Raw genomic sequence first — 17309 nt, forward strand, 5'->3', positions numbered from 1 at the left:
GACTGCCATGTGCACCTCACCATGTCGGGCGACGGCAAGACCGTCACCGGGCAGGGCAACGACCACGCGGCGCTGACGCTGCAGGCGCTGGAGAACGCGCAGGCCTCCCTGCGCGGCGGCATCACGGCCCTGCGGGACTGCGGCGGCGTCGACCACGTGGAGTTCGCCGTGCGCGACGCCTGCAACGCCGGGCGTTTCCTCGGGCCGTACATCCGGGTGTCGGGCAAGGTGATCTGCATGACGGGCGGCACCAAGTGGAAGATCGCGCGCGTGGCCGACGGCCCGCAGGAGGTCGTCAAGGCGGTGCGCGAGCAGCTGCTGGCGGGCTGCGACTGCGTCAAGCTGATGGCACCGGCGCCGTGCTGCACGCCGGCACCGACATCGAGGACGCGCAGTACACCGAGGAAGAGCTGGCCGCGGGCGTGGCCGAGGCCCGCCGGTTTCGCAAGCCCACCGCCGCCCATGCGATCGGCACCCAGGGCATCCTGAACGCCGCGCGCGCGGGCGTGACCTCGGTGGAGCACGGCATGTTCATGACCGACGAGACCGTGCGCCTGATGCTGGAGCGGCAGATCTTCCTGGTGCCCACGCTGGCCGCGGTGGAGCAGGTGCTGCTGAACCCGCAGGCCGTGTCGCCCGCGTCGCTGGCCAAGGCGCAGCGCGTGGCCGCGCGGCACCGCGAATCGGTGGGCCTGTATTACCGCGCCGGCGGCCGCATCGTGATGGGGGCCGACACCGGCACGCTGTGCAACCCGCACGGCAACAACGCGCAGGAGCTGCGCTACATGGTGGCCTGCGGCATGTCGCCGCTGGCCGCGCTGGTCGGCGCTACCTCGCTGGCGGCCGACCTGTTGAACCTGCCCGACCGGGGCGCGCTGGTGGCCGGCCACATCGCCGACATGCTGATCGTGCGCGGCGATCCCTTCACCCAGATCGAACAAGTGGCGGATCGGCGCCACCACCGCTTGGTCATCAAGGCCGGGCAAGTGGTCGCCGGCCCCGAATCGGGACTGACATGAACCTGCCTTTCGATTTTCAGAACCCCTACGCGAGCGTCCGTCTGCCGGGCTTTTTCAGGAACGTGGTGTCGACCTCCACGCCACTCGGCGCGCAGGCCGGTCTTCGCATGCTGCTCAAGGGCGGCAACGCGGTGGACGCGGCCATCGCCGCCGCCGCCGCGCTGACCATCACGGAGCCCGTGAGCAACGGGCTGGGCAGCGATGCTTTCTGCATCCTGTGGGACGGCCAGGGGCTGCATGGCCTCAATGCCTCGGGGCCGGCGCCGGCCGGCTGGTCGACGGACTATTTCCGCCGCAAGTACGGTGAAGACCCGAAGACGCCGCCCAAGCGCGGCGTCGACGCGGTGACCGTGCCCGGCGCCGTGGCCGCGTGGACCACGCTGCATGCGCGCTTCGGCAAGCTGCCGTTCGCCGACCTGATGGAGCCCGCCATCGAGGCGGCCGAGGGCGGCTATGGCGTGCCCCCCGTGGTGCACCAGAAATGGAAGGCCGGCGCGCCCGAGCTGGCGGCGCAGCCCGGCTTCGCGCAGAGCTTCCTGCCCTTCGGCCGCGCGCCGGACATCGGCGAGCGCTTCCGCTTTCCCGCGGCGGCCCGCGCCCTGCGCGCCATCGCCGAGACCCGGGGCGAAGCCTTCTACCGCGGCGAGGTGGCGGCGGCCCTCGTGCGTTTCGTGAGGGACGCCGGCGGCGTGCTGAGCGAACAGGACCTGGCCAGCTTCCAGCCCGAATGGGTCACCCCGATCTCGCGCGACTACCGGGGCTACACGCTGCACGAGATACCGCCCAACGGCCAGGGCATCGCCGCGCTCATGGCGCTGGGCATCCTGGCGCAGTTCGACCTGGCGTCGTTGCCGGTGGATTCGGCCGACTCGCAGCACCTGCAGATCGAGGCCATGAAGCTGGCCTTCGCCGACGTGTACCGACACGTCGCGGACAGCCGCCACCTGCAGGTCACGCCCGAGCAGATGCTGGACAACGGCTACCTCGCGTCCCGCGCGCGGCTGATCGACATGGGCCGCGCCCAGACCTTCGGCGCCGGCAACCTGGTGCGCGGCGGCACGGTGTACCTCACGGCGGCCGACGAGAACGGCATGATGGTGAGCTTCATCCAGAGCAACTACATGGGCTTCGGCTCGGGCTGCGTGGAGCCGGGCTTCGGCGTCAGCCTGCAGAACCGGGGCCATGGTTTCAGCCTGGACCCCAGCAGCCCCAACGCCGTGCAGCCGGGCAAGCGGCCGTTCCACACCATCATCCCGGCCTTCCTCACCCATAGCGGCCAGCCGGTGATGAGCTTCGGCGTGATGGGCGGCAACATGCAGCCGCAGGGCCACATGCAGACGCTGGCGCGCATGCTGGACTACGGCCAGAGCCCGCAGGCCGCCTGCGACGCGCCGCGCTGGCGCTTCGACCAGGGCCTGGACATCAACGTCGAAGGCGCGATGAACCGCCAGACCGTCGCCGAGCTGGAGCGGCGCGGCCACCGCGTGAAGACCATCGACGACGCCTACCAGGACTTCGGCGCCGGGCAGTTCATCTGGCGCCTGGACGGCGAAGGGGCGGGCTACGTGGCCGCCAGCGACCCCCGGCGCGACGGGCAGGCCGTGGGCTGTTGAAGGACGCTCACTCCGGCTTGAACCCGGCCTCCTTCAACAAGCCCGCGCTCTGCGCCACATCGCTGGCGATGTACTTGCGGAAGGTGTCCACCGATTCCACCACCGGCTCCACGCCCAGCGAGGCGAGCGAGCCGGCCTTGGCCAGTTCTTCCGTGGCTTTGTTGATGGCCTTGTTGAGGAACTGCACGCGGTCGTCCGGCGTACCCTTGGGCGCCCACACGCCGTACCAGGACACGTACACCAGGCCGGGGTAGCCGCTCTCGGCGGCCGTGGGCACATCAGGGGCGATGCTGCTGCGCTTGGCGCCGGTCTGGGCGATGGGTTTGACGCGGCCGCCCTTGGCCATGGGCTGCAGCGAGATGATGGAATCCACCAGCACCTGCACGTGGCCGCCGGCCACGTCGGTGGCGGCGGGCGCCGTGCCGCGGTAGGGCGTCATGGTGAAGTTGACCTTGCCCTGCTTGGCCAGCAGCAGCGTGGCGAGGTGGCTGGGCGCGCCGAGCGCGGGGATGGCGGCGTTCCAGTGGTTGCCGGATTTGCCGGCCGCGTCGATCACCTCGCGCAGGTTCTTCTGCGGCGCGGTGGGCGGGATCACGATGAGCAGCGGCGCCTCGCCGGTGCGGGCCACGGGGGTGAAGTCGGTCACCGGGTCGTAGGGCGGCGCTGCGCCAGCACGTGGCTGGCGAGCACGTGCGTGGCGGCCGAGAACAGCAGGGTGTAGCCATCGGGGTGCGCGGTCTGCACCGCCTTGCCACCGATGGTGCCGCTGCCGCCGGCGCGGTTGTCCACCACCACGGTCACGCCCAGGTCGGTCTGCAGCTGTTTGGCGAGCAGGCGCGCCGCGCCGTCCACGCCGCCACCGGCCGCGAAGGGCACGATGAGCTTGATCATGTTGTCGGGGAATTTCCCCTGGGCCAGGGCGGGTGCCACGCCCACGGCGGCGAGGGCGAGGCCGGTCATCCAATGCTTCATCCACTTCATGTCTGTCTCCTTCGGGTTTGTGGTCAATCGGGTTGAGGGGCGGGGGTGCGGCGCGCGCGGCGCCGTTCGAAAACGCTCAGCGTGGCGTCGATGTCTTCGGCATCGATGCCGCGCGTGATGAACACGATGCGCGTGCGCCGGTCGTCGCTGGGCCAGCGCGGCAGCGTCTCGGGCGGGTGGAACAGGTGCTGCACGCCGTGGATGACGAGCGGGTGCTCCGGGTCGTCGTCCAGGTGCACGATGCCCTTGACGCGCAGCAGGTCGTCGCCGCGCATCTTCGCGATCATGTCCAGCCAGGCGAAGAAGCCTTCGCGCGAAAGCGGCCGATCGCGCACGATGACGTGCGAGCGGATGCGGTCGTCGTGCCGGCTGGCACCGTGCCCGCCGGACGCGGGAAAGAAACTCGATCGGCCGGTGTCGGGCACGGCGGTGAAGGCGGCGGCCGGGCGCGCCAGCAAGGCCTGCAGGGCGTTCAGGGCACCGTCGGCGTCGGTGCGGATCTCGGCCAGCGGGTTGATGTCGCGCAGCCGCTGCACCAGCGGTTCGAGCTCGGGCGCCGCCGCGAGATCGGTCTTGGTGAGCAGCAGGCGGTCGGCCACCGCGGCCTGTTTCACGGCCTCGGGGTGCTGGTCCAGCGTGGCGATGGCGTGGCAGGCGTCCACGGTGCAGGCCACGCCCGCCAGGCGCCACGCACCCTGCAGGCGCGGGTCGCCCATGAGCGTGTGCAGGATGGGCGCGGGGTCGGCCAAGCCGGTGGTCTCCAGCACCACGTGGCGCAGCTCGCCACGCTGCGCGGCCGGTGTGGCGGCCAGCCGCTCGAAAGCTTCCACCAGGTCGCCCCGGATGGTGCAGCAGATGCAGCCGTTGGCCAGCAGCACCATGTTCTCTTCGGTGTGGTCGACCAGGTCGTGGTCGAGCCCGACGGACCCGAACTCGTTGATGACCACGGCCGTGCCCTGCATGCCGGGCTCGCGCAGCAGGCGGTTGAGCAGCGTGGTCTTGCCGCTGCCGAGGAAGCCGGTGAGCACGGTGACAGGCACAGCCTTCGTCATGACATCTCGCCCATGGGGCCATGCAGCTTGGCAAACGATTCGAGCGTGCGCGCCAGCCGCGTGAGCAGCCAGTCGGCATCGGCTTCGTCGGCCTCGCCCGCTTCCAGGCGGGTGAGCAGCTGCATCACCGGCTGGCGCTGTTCGGCGATCGGCCCGGGCTGCAGCAGGAAGGCCTCCACGCTGGGCACGCCCAGGCGCTCGCTCTCGGCCCAGAGGTAGTCGGCGATGTCGAGCTCGAAGTCCTGCAGCGAGACGCTGACCCCGCCCACGCCGCAGCCGCAACCCGAGCCCAGCGTGACGTGCTGGGCGCTCAGGCGGCTCCACAGGCCCAGCAGGCGGGCGGCGCGGGGGTCGGCGGCGGCCACGGTGGCGGCGTCCATCTCAGGCCTGCGCGGCGGCGGCGCGCAGCCGGGCCGTGGCGGCGGCGTCGAGCTGCTGTTGCCCGTCGAGCGCCACGCGGTAGACCTCGCGCGCCACCTCGGCGCTCACATAGCCTTCGCGCACGTCCTCGGCCACCTTCTCGGCCTCGCGCTCCAGCGGGCTGCCGAAGCCACCGCCGCCGCCCGAGAGCATCTTGTAGGCGTCGCCGCGCTCCAGGCGCACGTTGAAGATCTTGGCGTTGAGGTGGTCGCTCTTCCACTCGCCCTTGTGGCGCACGGCCAGGCCGTTGCCCATGGCGTCGCCGCCGCCTTCCAGGCCCCAGGGCTTGCAGTGCACGCGGTCGATGCGGGTGGTGACGGTGAAGGGCGAGAGCGCCTGCACCACCATCTCGGCACCCAGGCCGCCGCGGTACTTGCCGGCGCCCGCGCTGTCCTGGCGGATCTCGTACTTCTCGACCAGCACCGGGTACTTGGCTTCGAGCTGTTCGGTCGGGCTGTTGTGGGTGTCGCCGTCGTTGATGCAGACGGTGACGGACACGCCGTCTTCGGTGCTCTTGGCGCCCCAGCCGCCGCCCAGCGGGCCGATGCCCACGATGAACAAACGGCCGTCTTCGGGCGAGATGCCGTGGATGTTGGGGAACACCAGGTCGGCGTGGTGGCCGGCGATGGCGCGGTCGGGAATCGCGGGCGCGAGCGCCTTGAAGATGGTGTCGATCACCGTCATGGGGAAGGTCATCCACACGCGCATCGGGTAGGGGCGCTCGGCGCTGATGACGGTGCCCATAGGCATGATGACCTTGAGCGAGCGGAAGCTGCCGTCGTTGACCGGGTAGTCGGTGGGCGTGGTGAGGCACTTGTAGGCCACCTGCGCGCAGGCGATGCCGGTGGTGAAGCCCGAGTTGTAGAAACCGCGCACCTGCTTGCTCACGTCGGAGAGGTCCACCGTCATCTCGTCGCCCTTCACGGTGACCTTGACGCGGATGGGGATGCGCTTGCCGATCTCCAGGCCGTCGTCGTCCATGTAGGACTCGGCTTCGTACACGCCGTCGGGGATCGACAGCGTGTTCTTGCGCGCCACGGCCTCGCTGGAGTCCATGATCTGGCGGATCGAGCCGTTGACCGCGTCGGCACCGTAGCGCTGCAGCAGCTCCACGTAGCGGCGCTCGCCGGTGGTGATGGCGGTGATCTGCGCGCGCAGGTCGCCCAGCGCGCGCTCGGGCATGCGCACGTTCATGGCGATGATGTCGATCAGGTCCTGGTTGACCACGCCTTCGCGCTGGTACTTCACGATCGGGATCTGGATGCCTTCGCTGAAGATGTCGGTGGTCACGTTGCCCAGGGTGCCGCCCACGTCGAGCCAGTGCGCCATGCAGCAGGTGAAGCCTTCGAGCTGCCCTTCGTGGAACACCGGCATGGTGAAGGTGAAGTGGTTCAGGTGGCTGCCAGTGGTGTAGGCGTCGTTGGTGACGAGGATGTCGCCCGGCTTGATGTTCTCAACACCGAAATGTTTGATCTTCGCCTTCACCGTCTCGGCCATGCCGCGGATGAACATGGGCAGACCCAGGCCGATGGAGACGGTGTCGCCTTCCTTGGTGAACAGGCCCACCGTGAAGTCCAGCGCTTCATAGATGATGAGGTTGTAGGCGGTGCGCGTGAGGTTGGTCTTCATCTCCTCCGTCACGGCGAAGAGGCCGTTGCGGATGATCTCGACGGTGACGGGGTCAACCGTCGTGCTGGGCAGGTCTCGTGTGTTCATGAGCGGTCACTCCCGATGGCGATTTGCAGGTTGCCCAGGCCGTCGACGCGCAGTTCGTCGCCGGGCTGGACCACGGTGGTGGAGGCGTGTTCTTCGATGAGGGCCGGGCCGCTGATGAGGTTGCCGGCGCGCAGCAGGTCGCGTTTGTAGATGGGCGTGTCGGCCCAGCCGCCGGCGCGGAAGTACACCGGCTTGGTGCCGCGCAGGGCGGCGGCTTCGGGCTGTGCCGCGCCTTCGTCCACATGGTGGCGCGGCGGTTTCTTCATGGTGCCGAGCACGGTCACGCGCAGGCTCACGAGGTCGGCCGCTTCCTGAGGCGCGGAGGTGCCGTAGCGCACCTTGTGCACCTGGTCGAAGTGGTTCTTGATGGCCGAGCGGTCCTTGTCGACGAAGAAAGCGCCGGGCAGGTCCACCGTGACGGCATGCTCCTGGCCCACGTAGCGCATGTCGGCGGCGCGCTCGATCACGATGCCGTCGGGCGTGATGCCGGAGGCGGCGAGCGCGGCGCGGCCTTCGTCTTCCATGCCCTTGTAGAGCGCTTCGATCTCGTCGAAGGACACGTCGTTGAGCTTGCGGAACACCGAGCGCACGTAGTCGTAGCGCAGGTCGGAGAACAGCATGCCGTAGGCCGAGAAATAACCCGGCGCGTACGGGATGAGCACCTTGCGGATGCCGATCTCGCGCGCGATGGCCGAGGCGTGCAGCGGGCCGGCGCCGCCGTAGACCACCATGGTGAAGCTGCCGGCGTCCAGACCGCGCTCGGTGGTCACGGCCTTGACCGCGTGCGACATCTGGGTGACGGCGATGCGCAGGATGCCGTCGGCGGCGGCGGTGGTGTCCAGCCCCAGGGGCTTGCGCAGCGCGCTCTTCCATCTGGCGCTGCGTGCCGGCCAGGTCGAGCTTGAGTTCGCCGCCGAGGAAGTGGTCGGCGTCGAGGCGGCCGAGCACCAGGTTGGCGTCGGTCACGGTGGGTTCGGTGCCGCCGCGGCCGTAGGCCACGGGGCCGGGGATGGAGCCCGCGCTCTGCGGGCCCACGCGCAGCGCGTTGCCGGTTTCCACGCGGGCGATGGAGCCGCCGCCGGTGCCGACCTCATGGATGTCCATCATCGGGATCTGGATCGGCAGGGCGCGCTCGTAGCCGCCGATGAGCGCGCTGCCGGTGGTCAGCGGCCGGCCTTCGCTGATCACGCCGGCCTTGGCGGTGGTGCCGCCCATGTCGAAGGCGATGGCGTCGCCCATGCCGAGCTGGGCGCAGATGGCCTGGGCGCCGATCACGCCGGCCGCCGGGCCGGACTCCAGCATGCGCACGCAGTCGCGCCGCGCGTGCTCGCTGGGGAACAGGCCGCCGGTGGACTGCACCACGTAGAAGTCGCCCTCGAAGCCCTTGTTGCTCAAATGCTCTTCGAGCTGGCCGAGGTAGGCCGAGACGCGCGGGCCCACGTAGGCGTTCGCCACGGCGGTGGAGACGCGCTCGAACTCGCGGTATTCCTGGCTCAGCTCGTGCGAGGCGCAGACGAAGGCGCCGGGCAGTTCCTCCTGCAGGATCTGTTTCACGCGCTGTTCGTGCGCCGGGTTGCGGTAGGAGTGCAGCAGCAGCACGGCCACGGCCTCGATGTTTTTTCCGCCGAGTTCGCGCGCCAGCTCGCGCACGGCGGCCTCGTCCAGCGCCTTGTGCGTGCTGCCGTCGGCGCGCAGGCGCTCGGCCACTTCGTAGCGCAGCGAGCGCTTGACCAGCGGCTCGTGCTTGTTGAAGAACAGGTTGTAGGCGTCGGGCCGGTTGACGCGGCCGATCTCGTAGATGTCGCGAAAGCCCTCGGTGATCAGCAGCGCGGTCTTGGCGCCGTTGCGCTCCAGCAGGGTGTTGATGGCGATGGTGGAGCCGTGCAGGAACAGGTGGCCGTCGCGCAGGTCGATGTTCGCGCTGTCCAGCGTGGCCTGGATGCCGTTGACCAGCTGGCCATGGGTGGACAGGGCCTTGCCGAACAGCAGCTGGCCGGTGACTTCGTCGAAGGCGGCCATGTCGGTGAAGGTGCCGCCGATGTCGACGGCGACGCGCAGCCGCGCGTCATGGGGGGTGAGGTTGGTGTTGCTCATGGTGTGTTCCTCGGGTGCGTGCGGCCAGTCATGCCGTGACGCCGATCGGGTTGCGGAGAATTCCGAGGCCGGTGATCTCGACCTCGACCACGTCGCCTTCTTTCATGTAGAGCGGCGGCTCGCGGCGGTCGCCCACGCCGCCGGGCGTGCCGGTGGCGATCACGTCGCCGGGCGAGAGCGGCGTGAAGCGCGAGATGTAGGCCACGATGGTCGGGATGTCGAAGATCAGGTCGCCCACGCTGGCGTGCTGCATCACCTGGCCGTTGACGCGGGTTTCGAGCTGCAGCTTCGTCACGTCGGGCACCTCGTCGCGCGTGGCGCAGCCAGGGGCCGAAGGGGCCGGTGCCGGGGAAGTTCTTGCCGGGCGTGAACTGGTGGGTGTGTTTCTGCCAGTCGCGCACGCTCACGTCGTTGAAGCAGGCATAACCGGCGATGTGCTCGAAGGCGTCTTCCTTCGCGATGTGGCGGCCGCCCTGGCCGATCACGAAGGCGAGTTCGCCCTCCCAGTCGAAGCGGTCGGAAAACGCGGGGCGCAGCACGGTGTCGCCGTGCGCGGCCAGGCTGTCGTTGAAGCGCAGGAACAGCGAGGGGTGTTCGCTGTCGGCGCGCTTGGTCTCGGCCACGTGGCTCTTGTAGTTCAGGCCCACGCAGATCAGCTTGCCGGGGTTGGGGATCACGGGCAGCAGGCGCACCTGCTCGGGCGCGAGCGAGGGGCCGGCCAGGCCGTTCAGTTCACCGAGCGCGTTGGCGGCGATGGCGGCTTTCAGGTCGGCGTGGCGCGCCTGGAAGGCGGCGGGCACCGGGGTGTGGCGGCCGTCGCTGCCGACCACCCCGTAGGTGGCGCGGCCGTCGGTCTCAAAGCTGGCGAAACGCATGGTGGGCTTGTCTCCGGGTGGGGCGCTGCGGGCAGCGCGGGGGTGATGGGGACGCAGTCTAGGAAAGCGCCCGCCATCTGCCTAGAATGCAAACGGAGATTTCAGACATGCCTTGATTGGCATATCAGAACCGGAGACCCCATGAACCCCAACGACTTCCGGCTGTTCCTCGAGGTGGCCGAACTCGGCAGCTTCACCAAGGCAGCGGCGCTGCGCCAGACGGTGCAGTCGCACATCAGCCGGCAGATCGGCGAGCTGGAGAAACAGTGCGGCGGCGCGCTGTTCCGGCGCACCGGGCGCGGCGTGACGCTGACCGACCTGGGCCGCCACGTGGAGGCGCGCGTGCGCGGCTGGGTGCGCGACACGGACCAGCTGCTGGCCGACATCCGCATCGACGCCGGCGAGCCCATGGGCGAGGTGCGGCTGGGCATCCTGCCCTCGGCGGCGCACCCGCTGATCACCCACGTGTTCCTGCGCCTGCAGGCGGAGTTTCCGAAGATCAAGCTCAACGTGCGCGAGGGCCAGGGCGGCGAGCTGGACACGCTGCTGGACATGGGCAGCGTGGACATGGCGATCCTGTTCCGCTACCAGAAGCCCACCAGCGCGGACGAGCAGCTGCTGGCCGTGGCGGGCACCTACCTGGTGTCGCGGCCGGACGACCCATTGACGCAGAACGACACCTTCGAATTCGCGCGCCTGGCCGGGCTGCGCCTGGTGCTGCCGCGGCGGCCCGCGCACTGGCGCGCGGTGCTGGACGAGACGGCGCGCAGCAAGGGCTTCGTGCTGCAGGCCGAGGTGGAGGCCGATTCGCTGCGCGTGCAGCGCGAGCTGGTGGCGCACACGCGCGGGCTGTACTCGCTGCTCGGGCCGTTCTCCATCGACGCCGAGCTGCGCGCGGGCCGGCTGCGCGCCTCGCGCGTGGTCAACCCCGACCTGCGGCGCCACGTGACCCTGGCCCTGCCCAAACAGGGCCAGCTCACGCCGGCGAGCAAGATCGTCGCGCGCATGCTGCGCGAGACGGTGGAGGGCTGGGGCAACCGGCTCAGCGAACCCGGCGGTTCACCCGCCCTCTAGTCCCGGTTCACCAGGGCAGGGTGAAGGTCTTGCCGTTGCAGAAGGACTTCATGGCCTCCTGCACGCCTTCCTTGTAGCCCAGGCCCGAGTCCTTGATGCCGCCGAAGGGCGTGAGTTCGATGCGGTAGCCTGGCACTTCCCACACATTCACCGTGCCCACCACCAGCTCTTTCGCGAAGCGCGTCGCGTGGTCCATGCGGTTGGTGCAGATGCCGGACGAGAGACCGTAGGCCGTGCCGTTGGAGATGCGGATGGCTTCGTCGATGTCGCGGAAGGTGATGATGGGCGAGACCGGGCCGAAGGTTTCCTCGCGCACCACGGTCATCTCGGGCCGCACGTTGTCGAGCACGGTCGGTGCGTAGAGCGCGCCCTCGCGCTGGTTGCCGGTGAGCAGGCGCGCGCCCTGCGATACGGCTTCGTTCACCAGGGCCTGGAAGCGCTCGGCGGCCTGGGCGTCGATCACGGTGCCCATGTCCATCTTGGCGTCCATGGGGTCGCCGTGCTGCCAGCGGCGGGTCTTCTCCACCACGAGTTCGGTGAACTCGGCCGCCACCGAGGCCTGCACCAGCATGCGCTTGACCGCGGTGCAGCGCTGGCCCGAGTTCTTGTACGAGCCCTGCACCGCGAGGTCGGAGGCCTTGTCGAGGTCGGCGTCCTCCATCACGATCAGCGGGTCGTTGCCACCGAGTTCGAGCACGATGCGGCGGTAACCGGCCTTCTGCGCGATGTACTTGCCGATGGGCACCCCGCCGGTGAAGGTGATCAGGTCCACGTGCTCGTTGACCAGCATCTCGTCGGCGATCTCGCGCGGGTCGCCGGTGATGACCTGGAACATCTCGGGCGGCAGGCCGGCCTCGTACAGGATGTCGGCCAGGAAGTAGGCCGAGAGCGGCACCTTCTCGGAGGGCTTGAGCACCATGCGGTTGTTGGTCGCGATGCTGGGCACCACCTTGTGCGCCACCTGGTTCATGGGGTGGTTGAACGGCGTGATGGCGGTGATCACGCCTTGCAGCGGCTCGCGCATGGTGATGACCTTGCGCTTCTTGCCGTGCGGCGTGAGGTCGCAGGAGAACACTTGGCCGTCGTCGCGCAGCGCCTCGTTGGCGCCGAACACCAGCACGTCGGCCACGCGGCCGATTTCGTACATCGAGTCCTTCTTGCACAGGCCCGACTCCAGCGTGATCAGCGTGGAGGCCTCGTCGGCGCGCGCGCGCAGCAGGGCCGAGGCCTTCTGCAGGATGCTGGAGCGCTCGTAGCGCGTGAGCTGGGCCTGGTAGGCGTGGGCGATGTGGTACGCGCGGCGCACGTCGTCCAGTGCTGCGCAGGGGCACGGTGCCCACGCGCTCGCGGTTGTAGGGGTTGATCACGTCGAGCGTGCGTTCGCGCGCGATGCGCTCGCCGCCGATGCGCAGCGCCTCGGCGCGGAAGTGTTCGCTGTCGCGCAAGGGGTTGCGTGCGTTCATGCCAGGGTCTCCTCGGCGCTGCCAATGAAATTCTTGCCGCGCGCGCCACCCTGGGCGTGCAGCACCATCTGTTCGGCTTCTTCGTCGCTCACGCCGTAGTCGCAGAAGCGCGTGCCGACGCCGAACTGTTCGATGAAGCGCGCCAGGCGCACGGGGGCGCTGGACAGCGGCCCGCCCAGCGCCTGCTCGAGCACCGCGTCGCGGTCGTCCCGGCGGCCGATGGCGCGCGCCAGCACCATGGGCAGCGGGAAGGAGCAGGCGATGCCGTGCGGCAGGCCGTAGCGCAGCGTCATCTCGTAGGAGATGGAGTGCGCCAGCGCCGTCTTGGTGTTGGAGAACGCCATGCCGGCCTTGAGCGCGGCCAGCGCCATGCGCCCGCGCAGCTCCAGGTTGCCGAGCTCGCGCATCAGGCGCGGCAGCACGTCCAGGATGTCCTTCACCGCCGAGATCGCGAACGCGTCCGAGACCGGGTTGGCGTTGACGTTCCAGATCGATTCGAGCGCGTGCGACAAGGCATCGAGCCCGCTCTGCAGCGTCACCGCGGGCGGCAGCGAGAGCATCAACTCGGGGTCGATGAGGGCCGCCGTGGGCCAGGTCTGCGGCAGGTGCAGCGAGTACTTCTTCTGGCTTTCCCGGTCCCAGATGGTGGCCCAGGGCGTGACCTCGCTGCCGGTGCCGGCGGTGGTGGGCACGGCGATCAGGGTCTTGACCGCGTGCGGCGTGAAGGCCGCGCCGGTGCGCAGCAGGTCGACCAGCTCCTGGAAGCGGCCGCTGGCGGTGCCGACCATGAGCGCCTTGGCGGTGTCGATGGCGCTGCCGCCACCGACGGCCACGATGACCTCCACGTCGGCGTGTTCGCGCCAGAAGGCCTCGTGCGTCGCGGCGAGCTCGGCCACGTCGGGGTTGGGCAGCACCTGGTCGATCACGCAGGCCAGCTGCGCGCCGAGCACGCCCTCCAGCCGGGCCAGCAGGCCGAGCTGGCGCGCCTCGGGGAAGGTCACCAGGGCGGCCTTGCGGCCCCCCAGCAGCTTCGGCAGAGACAACAGGGCCCCTGGCCCGTACACGCTGTGCACGGGATTGAAGTAGTTCGCGGTCATGGAAAGCCTTCAGGCGGTCGTGAGCACGGCGTGGTTGAGCGCCAGGTCGAAGATGTCGAAGTTGCGCAGCCGGCGCCCGGGGAGCAGGCCTTGCAGCTTCCGGTTGAACAGCAGCGGCACCTTCTGTTCGGACAGGCCGCCGTGCGAGCGCAGCGGCACGGTCAGGCCGCTGAGGTCGTGTTCGGCGGCGCGCGTGCCCAGCACGGTGAGGTGGTCGGAGATCACCACCAGGTCGCCGATGCGGTCGGGCGGCAGCTCGAAGCGGTCGGCGGCCTCGTCGCGCGTGAGCACGGCTTCGATGCCGTCGTGGCTCATGAGGGCGCTGGCGATGGTGCGGGCGTTCGCGCCGCGCGGCAGGTAGACGGTGGCGAAGGAGCCGAGCGCGCCGTGGTGCACCACGTAGGGGTCGGTGATGGGCAAGATCACGCGGCTGCCATCGGCCCCGGCGGTTTCGTCCAGCACCTCCTGCAGGAAGACGATGCGCGGCTGGCCGGCGGCGTCGGTCTTGGGGCTCATGCCGTGGTCGGCGGTGAGCGCGATCACGGCACCGAGCGCGTCGAGTTGGGCGAGGTAACCGTCCATCATGGCGTAGAAGTCGTTCGCGCCCTGCGTGCCCGGCGCGCACTTGTGCTGCACGTAGTCGGTGGTGGAGAGGTACATCAGGTCGGGGCGGCGCGCCTCCAGCAGCTTCACACCGGCGGCGAACACGAACTCGCTCAGGTCGGCGCTGTAGACCGAGGGCACGGGCTTGCCCACGAGCTCGAGCACCCGGTCGATGCCGCTGTCGGCCACGGTGGCCTTGTCGGCCTTCTCGGCCGAGAAGCAGATGCCGCCCTGGAGCTGGTGGCCCAGCAGGGTGCGCAGCTTGTCCTTGGCGGTGACCACGGCCACGCTCGCACCGGCCCGGGAGAACGCGGCCAGCAGCGTCTCGGCCCGCAGGTAGGCCGGGTCGTTCATCATCACTTCCTTGCCCAGCGCGGTGTCGAGGAAGTAGTTGCCGCAGATGCCGTGCACCGAGGGTGGCGCGCCGGTGACGATGGACAGGTTGTTCGGGTTGGTGAAGCTGGGGACCACGCAGTCGCCGACCAGCGAGGTGCCCTTGGCCAGCATCTTTTTCAGGAAGGGTGCCACGCCGGCCTGGATGGCCTGCGTGATGTAGTCGGGCTCGCAGCCATCGACACACACCACCACCACCGGCTGCGCCGGCTTGTTGTACTCGCGGTCATTGACCTTGAGTTTGAATTGGTCCGGGGCCATCAACGTGCTCCTTGTTGGATCCAAGCGCGAAGCTTGCTGGAAACGTAATCGGCGGTCATGACCATGGCCACGATCACGAGAATGCAGGTGGCCGTGTCCTGGTACTGGAACAGCTTCATGCTGCCCACCAGTTCGAAGCCGATGCCGCCCGCGCCCACCATGCCCAGCACGGTGGCCTGGCGCAGGTTGGTCTCGAAGCGGTAGAGGATGACGGCGATCCAGGTCGTGACCACCTGCGGCAGCACGCCGAAGATGATGATCTGGATCGGGCCCGCGCCGGTGGAGCGCAGGGCTTCGATCGGGCCCTGGTCGATGTCTTCGATGGACTCGGCGAAGAACTTGCCCAGCATGCCGGCGCCGTGCAGCGCGAGGGCCAGCACACCGGGGAACGGGCCCAGGCCGACGGCGGCGACGAAGATCAGCGCGAGGATGATCTCGTTGATGCCGCGCATGATGTTGAGCACCTGGCGCATGAAGTGGAACACCACGGGGTGCGGCGAGAGGTTGCGCGCGGCCAGGAAACACACCGGCACCGCGAGCACGAAAGCCAGCAGCGTGCCCCAGATCGCGATCTGCACGGTCTCGATGGCGGGCGTGACCAGCTTGGACGCGAATTCCCAGTTGGGCGGGAACATGCGCGAGAGGAAGTCGCCGATCCAGGGCGCGCCCTTGACCAGTTCGCTGAAGCTGACCTGGCTGCCGATGGCGGCCCACCAGATGACGGCGAGCAGGGCCAGGCCGGTGACGGCGTATTTCCACCAGCCGTCGTTGCCGCCGCTCTTGGCGACGAGCAGGTTGTAGCGTCCGATGCCGATCATGGTTGCTCCAAAGCCAGTTGGGGAGCGGCGTGCGCCGCGACAGGGGACGGCGCGGCCACCGAGGCCGCCGGTGCGTCGGGTGGGGTCGGGCCTTCGAGGCCGCCGGGGTAGATGCGCTGCAGCACCTCGTCGGTGAGTTCGTCGGGCCGGCCCTCGAACACGATGCGCCCGCCGGCCACACCGATCACGCGCTGGCCGAACTCGCGCGCGTAGTCCACCTGGTGCAGGTTGCAGATCACGGTGATGCCGGAGTCGCGGCTGGCCTGCTGCAGGTAGCGCAGCACCTTGCGCGAGGTCTTGGGGTCCAGGCTGGCCACGGGCTCGTCGGCCAGGATCACCTTGGGGTGCTGCGCCAGGGCGCGGGCGATGCCCACGCGCTGCTTCTGCCCGCCCGAGAGGGTGTCGGTGCGCACGTCGGCCTTGTGCTCAAGCTCGACGCGGCGCAGGCATTCGCGCGCGGCGTCGATGTCCTCGCGCGGGAACAGCTGGAACCACGACATCAGCGCGGGCATGGAGCCCAGGCGGCCGGTGAGCACGTTCTTCAGCACCGAGAGGCGCGGCACCACGTTGTAGTGCTGGAAGATCATGGCCACGTCGCGGCGCACCTTGCGCAGGCCGGCGCGGTCGCCGCGCGAGAGCTCGCCGTCCACCCGGATCTCGCCGCCCGAGGGCTCGGCGAGGTGGTTGATGCAGCGCAGCAGCGTGGACTTGCCCGCGCCCGAGGCGCCCAGGATCACCACGAACTCGCCCTGGCGCACGCTCAGGCTGACGTCGTGCAAGGCCACGAAGTCGCCGTAGCGCTTGGTGAGGTTGCGGATCTCGATCATTTCATCTTCCTCAGATCGAGGTTGAGCAGCTTGGCGGTGTCGCGGATCACGTTGTAGGCCGCGTCGTTGGTGGGGTGGAAGCCGTTGAGCTGGCCCTGGTCGGACCAGGGGATGTCCTTGACCTGCAGGAAGGCGGCCTGCACGCGCTTCTTGAGATCGGCCGGCAGGTCGGTGCGCCACACGGTGGGCGACTCGGGGATGGGGTCGGACTTCCACACCTCGACCAGGTCCTCGCGCTTGGCCAGGCCCTTGGCGATGGCCGCGTCCAGGATGCGGTCGGCGATGGCGGCGGCGTCCACCTTCTTGTTCTGCACGGCGATCGCGCTGGAGTCGTGCGAGCCCGAGAAGATCACGCGGCCGAAGTCCTTGTCGGTGTCGAAGCCGGCCTTCATGAGACCGGCCTTGGGGAACAGGTGGCCCGAGGTGGAACTGGGGTCGACGAAGGCGAAGGTCTTGCCCTTCAAGTCGGCCACGGTCCTGATGCCGCTGTCCTTGTGCGCGATCACCTGGCTGTAATAGAACGTGCGCCCGGCCTTCTTGGTTTCGGCCACGGCGAAGGCCTCGATGGGCGCGATGGTGGCGCCGAGCACGTACGAGAACGGGCCGAGGTAGGCCACGTCCAGGCGCTTGGAGCGCAGCGCCTCGATCACGCCGTTGTAGTCGGCCGCCACGAAGGGCTTGACCGGCATGCCCAGCGCGGCGGACAGCATGTCCATCATCTTCTGGCTGTTGGCGATCATGGCGCGGGAGTCTTCCGACGGGATCAGGCCGACGGTGAGCACCTGTTGCGAGCGGGCGGGGAAGGCGATCGTGCCGGCCACGGTGGCGGCGGTGCCGATCAGCACCTTTCTGCGATTCATCATGAGCTTGTCTCCGGGGGTTTGTAGGGGCATGAAAATTCTCCATCTTCGACTGAGCGGACTTGCCCGGCTTGGAGTTTTTCAGCCGGGTGTGACGCGCCTGTGACAACGATGAAAAATCACGAGCGTCCGGTGGTTCTGTC

General features: G+C 69.2%; 12 protein-coding genes and 4 pseudogenes. 3 read left to right on the top strand and 13 right to left on the bottom strand.

Annotation, left to right across the window (positions count from 1 at the left end; genetic code table 11):
- Positions 1 to 21 precede the first annotated feature (21 nt).
- Positions 22 to 1019: pseudogene (locus ACFJI0_RS23830) on the top strand (amidohydrolase family protein).
- Positions 1016 to 2632 (top strand): gamma-glutamyltransferase family protein, encoded by a 1617-nt coding sequence (locus ACFJI0_RS23835; protein ID WP_382322603.1) that lies wholly within the window; start codon positions 1016 to 1018, stop codon positions 2630 to 2632. The pseudogene ACFJI0_RS23830 and the gene ACFJI0_RS23835 overlap by 4 nt, the downstream one beginning before the upstream one ends.
- Before the next feature lie 7 nt (positions 2633 to 2639).
- Here the strand turns inward: ACFJI0_RS23835 and ACFJI0_RS23840 are convergent, their stop codons facing one another.
- The 7 genes and pseudogenes from ACFJI0_RS23840 to ACFJI0_RS23870 all read right to left on the bottom strand — a co-directional run bounded on the left by ACFJI0_RS23840 (position 2640) and on the right by ACFJI0_RS23870 (position 9770).
- Positions 2640 to 3278 carry a Bug family tripartite tricarboxylate transporter substrate binding protein gene (locus ACFJI0_RS23840; RefSeq protein WP_382322604.1) on the bottom strand — a complete coding sequence of 213 codons (639 nt, stop codon included), beginning with the start codon at positions 3276 to 3278 and terminating at the stop codon, positions 2640 to 2642.
- Complete coding sequence (locus ACFJI0_RS23845) at positions 3275 to 3613, bottom strand: tripartite tricarboxylate transporter substrate-binding protein (protein ID WP_382322605.1); 339 nt, start codon at positions 3611 to 3613, stop codon at positions 3275 to 3277. The genes ACFJI0_RS23840 and ACFJI0_RS23845 overlap by 4 nt, the downstream gene beginning before the upstream one ends.
- Positions 3614 to 3636: 23 nt before the next feature.
- Positions 3637 to 4665: a CobW family GTP-binding protein gene (locus ACFJI0_RS23850; RefSeq protein ID WP_382322606.1), complete on the bottom strand. Its 1029-nt coding sequence runs from the start codon at positions 4663 to 4665 to the stop codon at positions 3637 to 3639.
- Complete coding sequence (locus tag ACFJI0_RS23855) at positions 4662 to 5045, bottom strand: hypothetical protein (protein WP_382322607.1); 384 nt, start codon at positions 5043 to 5045, stop codon at positions 4662 to 4664. Before ACFJI0_RS23855 ends, ACFJI0_RS23850 begins: the two co-directional genes overlap by 4 nt.
- A gap of 1 nt (position 5046) precedes the next feature.
- Complete coding sequence (locus tag ACFJI0_RS23860; RefSeq protein WP_382322608.1) at positions 5047 to 6801, bottom strand: hydantoinase B/oxoprolinase family protein; 1755 nt, start codon at positions 6799 to 6801, stop codon at positions 5047 to 5049.
- Positions 6798 to 8895: pseudogene (locus ACFJI0_RS23865) on the bottom strand (hydantoinase/oxoprolinase family protein). The gene ACFJI0_RS23860 and the pseudogene ACFJI0_RS23865 overlap by 4 nt, the downstream one beginning before the upstream one ends.
- Before the next feature lie 28 nt (positions 8896 to 8923).
- Positions 8924 to 9770 (bottom strand): annotated as a pseudogene (locus ACFJI0_RS23870) (fumarylacetoacetate hydrolase family protein).
- A gap of 141 nt (positions 9771 to 9911) precedes the next feature.
- On the opposite strand from ACFJI0_RS23870, the gene ACFJI0_RS23875 reads away from it, so the two are divergent.
- The gene (locus ACFJI0_RS23875; RefSeq protein WP_382322609.1) at positions 9912 to 10844 is read left to right on the top strand and encodes a LysR family transcriptional regulator; all 933 of its coding nucleotides are present in this window, start codon (positions 9912 to 9914) and stop codon (positions 10842 to 10844) included.
- A 7-nt stretch (positions 10845 to 10851) separates the two neighbouring features.
- Here the strand turns inward: ACFJI0_RS23875 and phnY are convergent.
- From phnY to phnD, 6 genes and pseudogenes are all read right to left on the bottom strand, one after another.
- Positions 10852 to 12307: pseudogene (gene phnY, locus ACFJI0_RS23880) on the bottom strand (phosphonoacetaldehyde dehydrogenase).
- Positions 12304 to 13404 (bottom strand): iron-containing alcohol dehydrogenase PsrA, encoded by a 1101-nt coding sequence (gene psrA, locus ACFJI0_RS23885; protein ID WP_382322610.1) that lies wholly within the window; start codon positions 13402 to 13404, stop codon positions 12304 to 12306. Before psrA ends, phnY begins: the two are co-directional and overlap by 4 nt.
- Before the next feature lie 9 nt (positions 13405 to 13413).
- On the bottom strand, positions 13414 to 14661 hold the full coding sequence (phnA, locus tag ACFJI0_RS23890; RefSeq protein ID WP_382322611.1) for a phosphonoacetate hydrolase: 1248 nt from the start codon (positions 14659 to 14661) through the stop codon (positions 13414 to 13416).
- On the bottom strand, positions 14661 to 15479 hold the full coding sequence (gene phnE / locus ACFJI0_RS23895; protein ID WP_382322612.1) for a phosphonate ABC transporter, permease protein PhnE: 819 nt from the start codon (positions 15477 to 15479) through the stop codon (positions 14661 to 14663). Before phnE ends, phnA begins: the two co-directional genes overlap by 1 nt.
- Positions 15476 to 16306 (bottom strand): phosphonate ABC transporter ATP-binding protein, encoded by an 831-nt coding sequence (phnC, locus tag ACFJI0_RS23900; RefSeq protein ID WP_382322613.1) that lies wholly within the window; start codon positions 16304 to 16306, stop codon positions 15476 to 15478. The genes phnE and phnC overlap by 4 nt, the downstream gene beginning before the upstream one ends.
- Entirely contained in the window at positions 16303 to 17166 is an 864-nt protein-coding gene (gene phnD / locus ACFJI0_RS23905) for a phosphonate ABC transporter substrate-binding protein (protein WP_382325808.1), read from the bottom strand. Before phnD ends, phnC begins: the two co-directional genes overlap by 4 nt.
- Between the last annotated feature and the right edge of the window lie 143 nt (positions 17167 to 17309).

The sequence above is a fragment of the Hydrogenophaga sp. UC242_53 genome, from assembly GCF_042696965.1.
In the GTDB taxonomy this organism is placed as follows: Bacteria; Pseudomonadota; Gammaproteobacteria; order Burkholderiales; family Burkholderiaceae_C; genus Hydrogenophaga.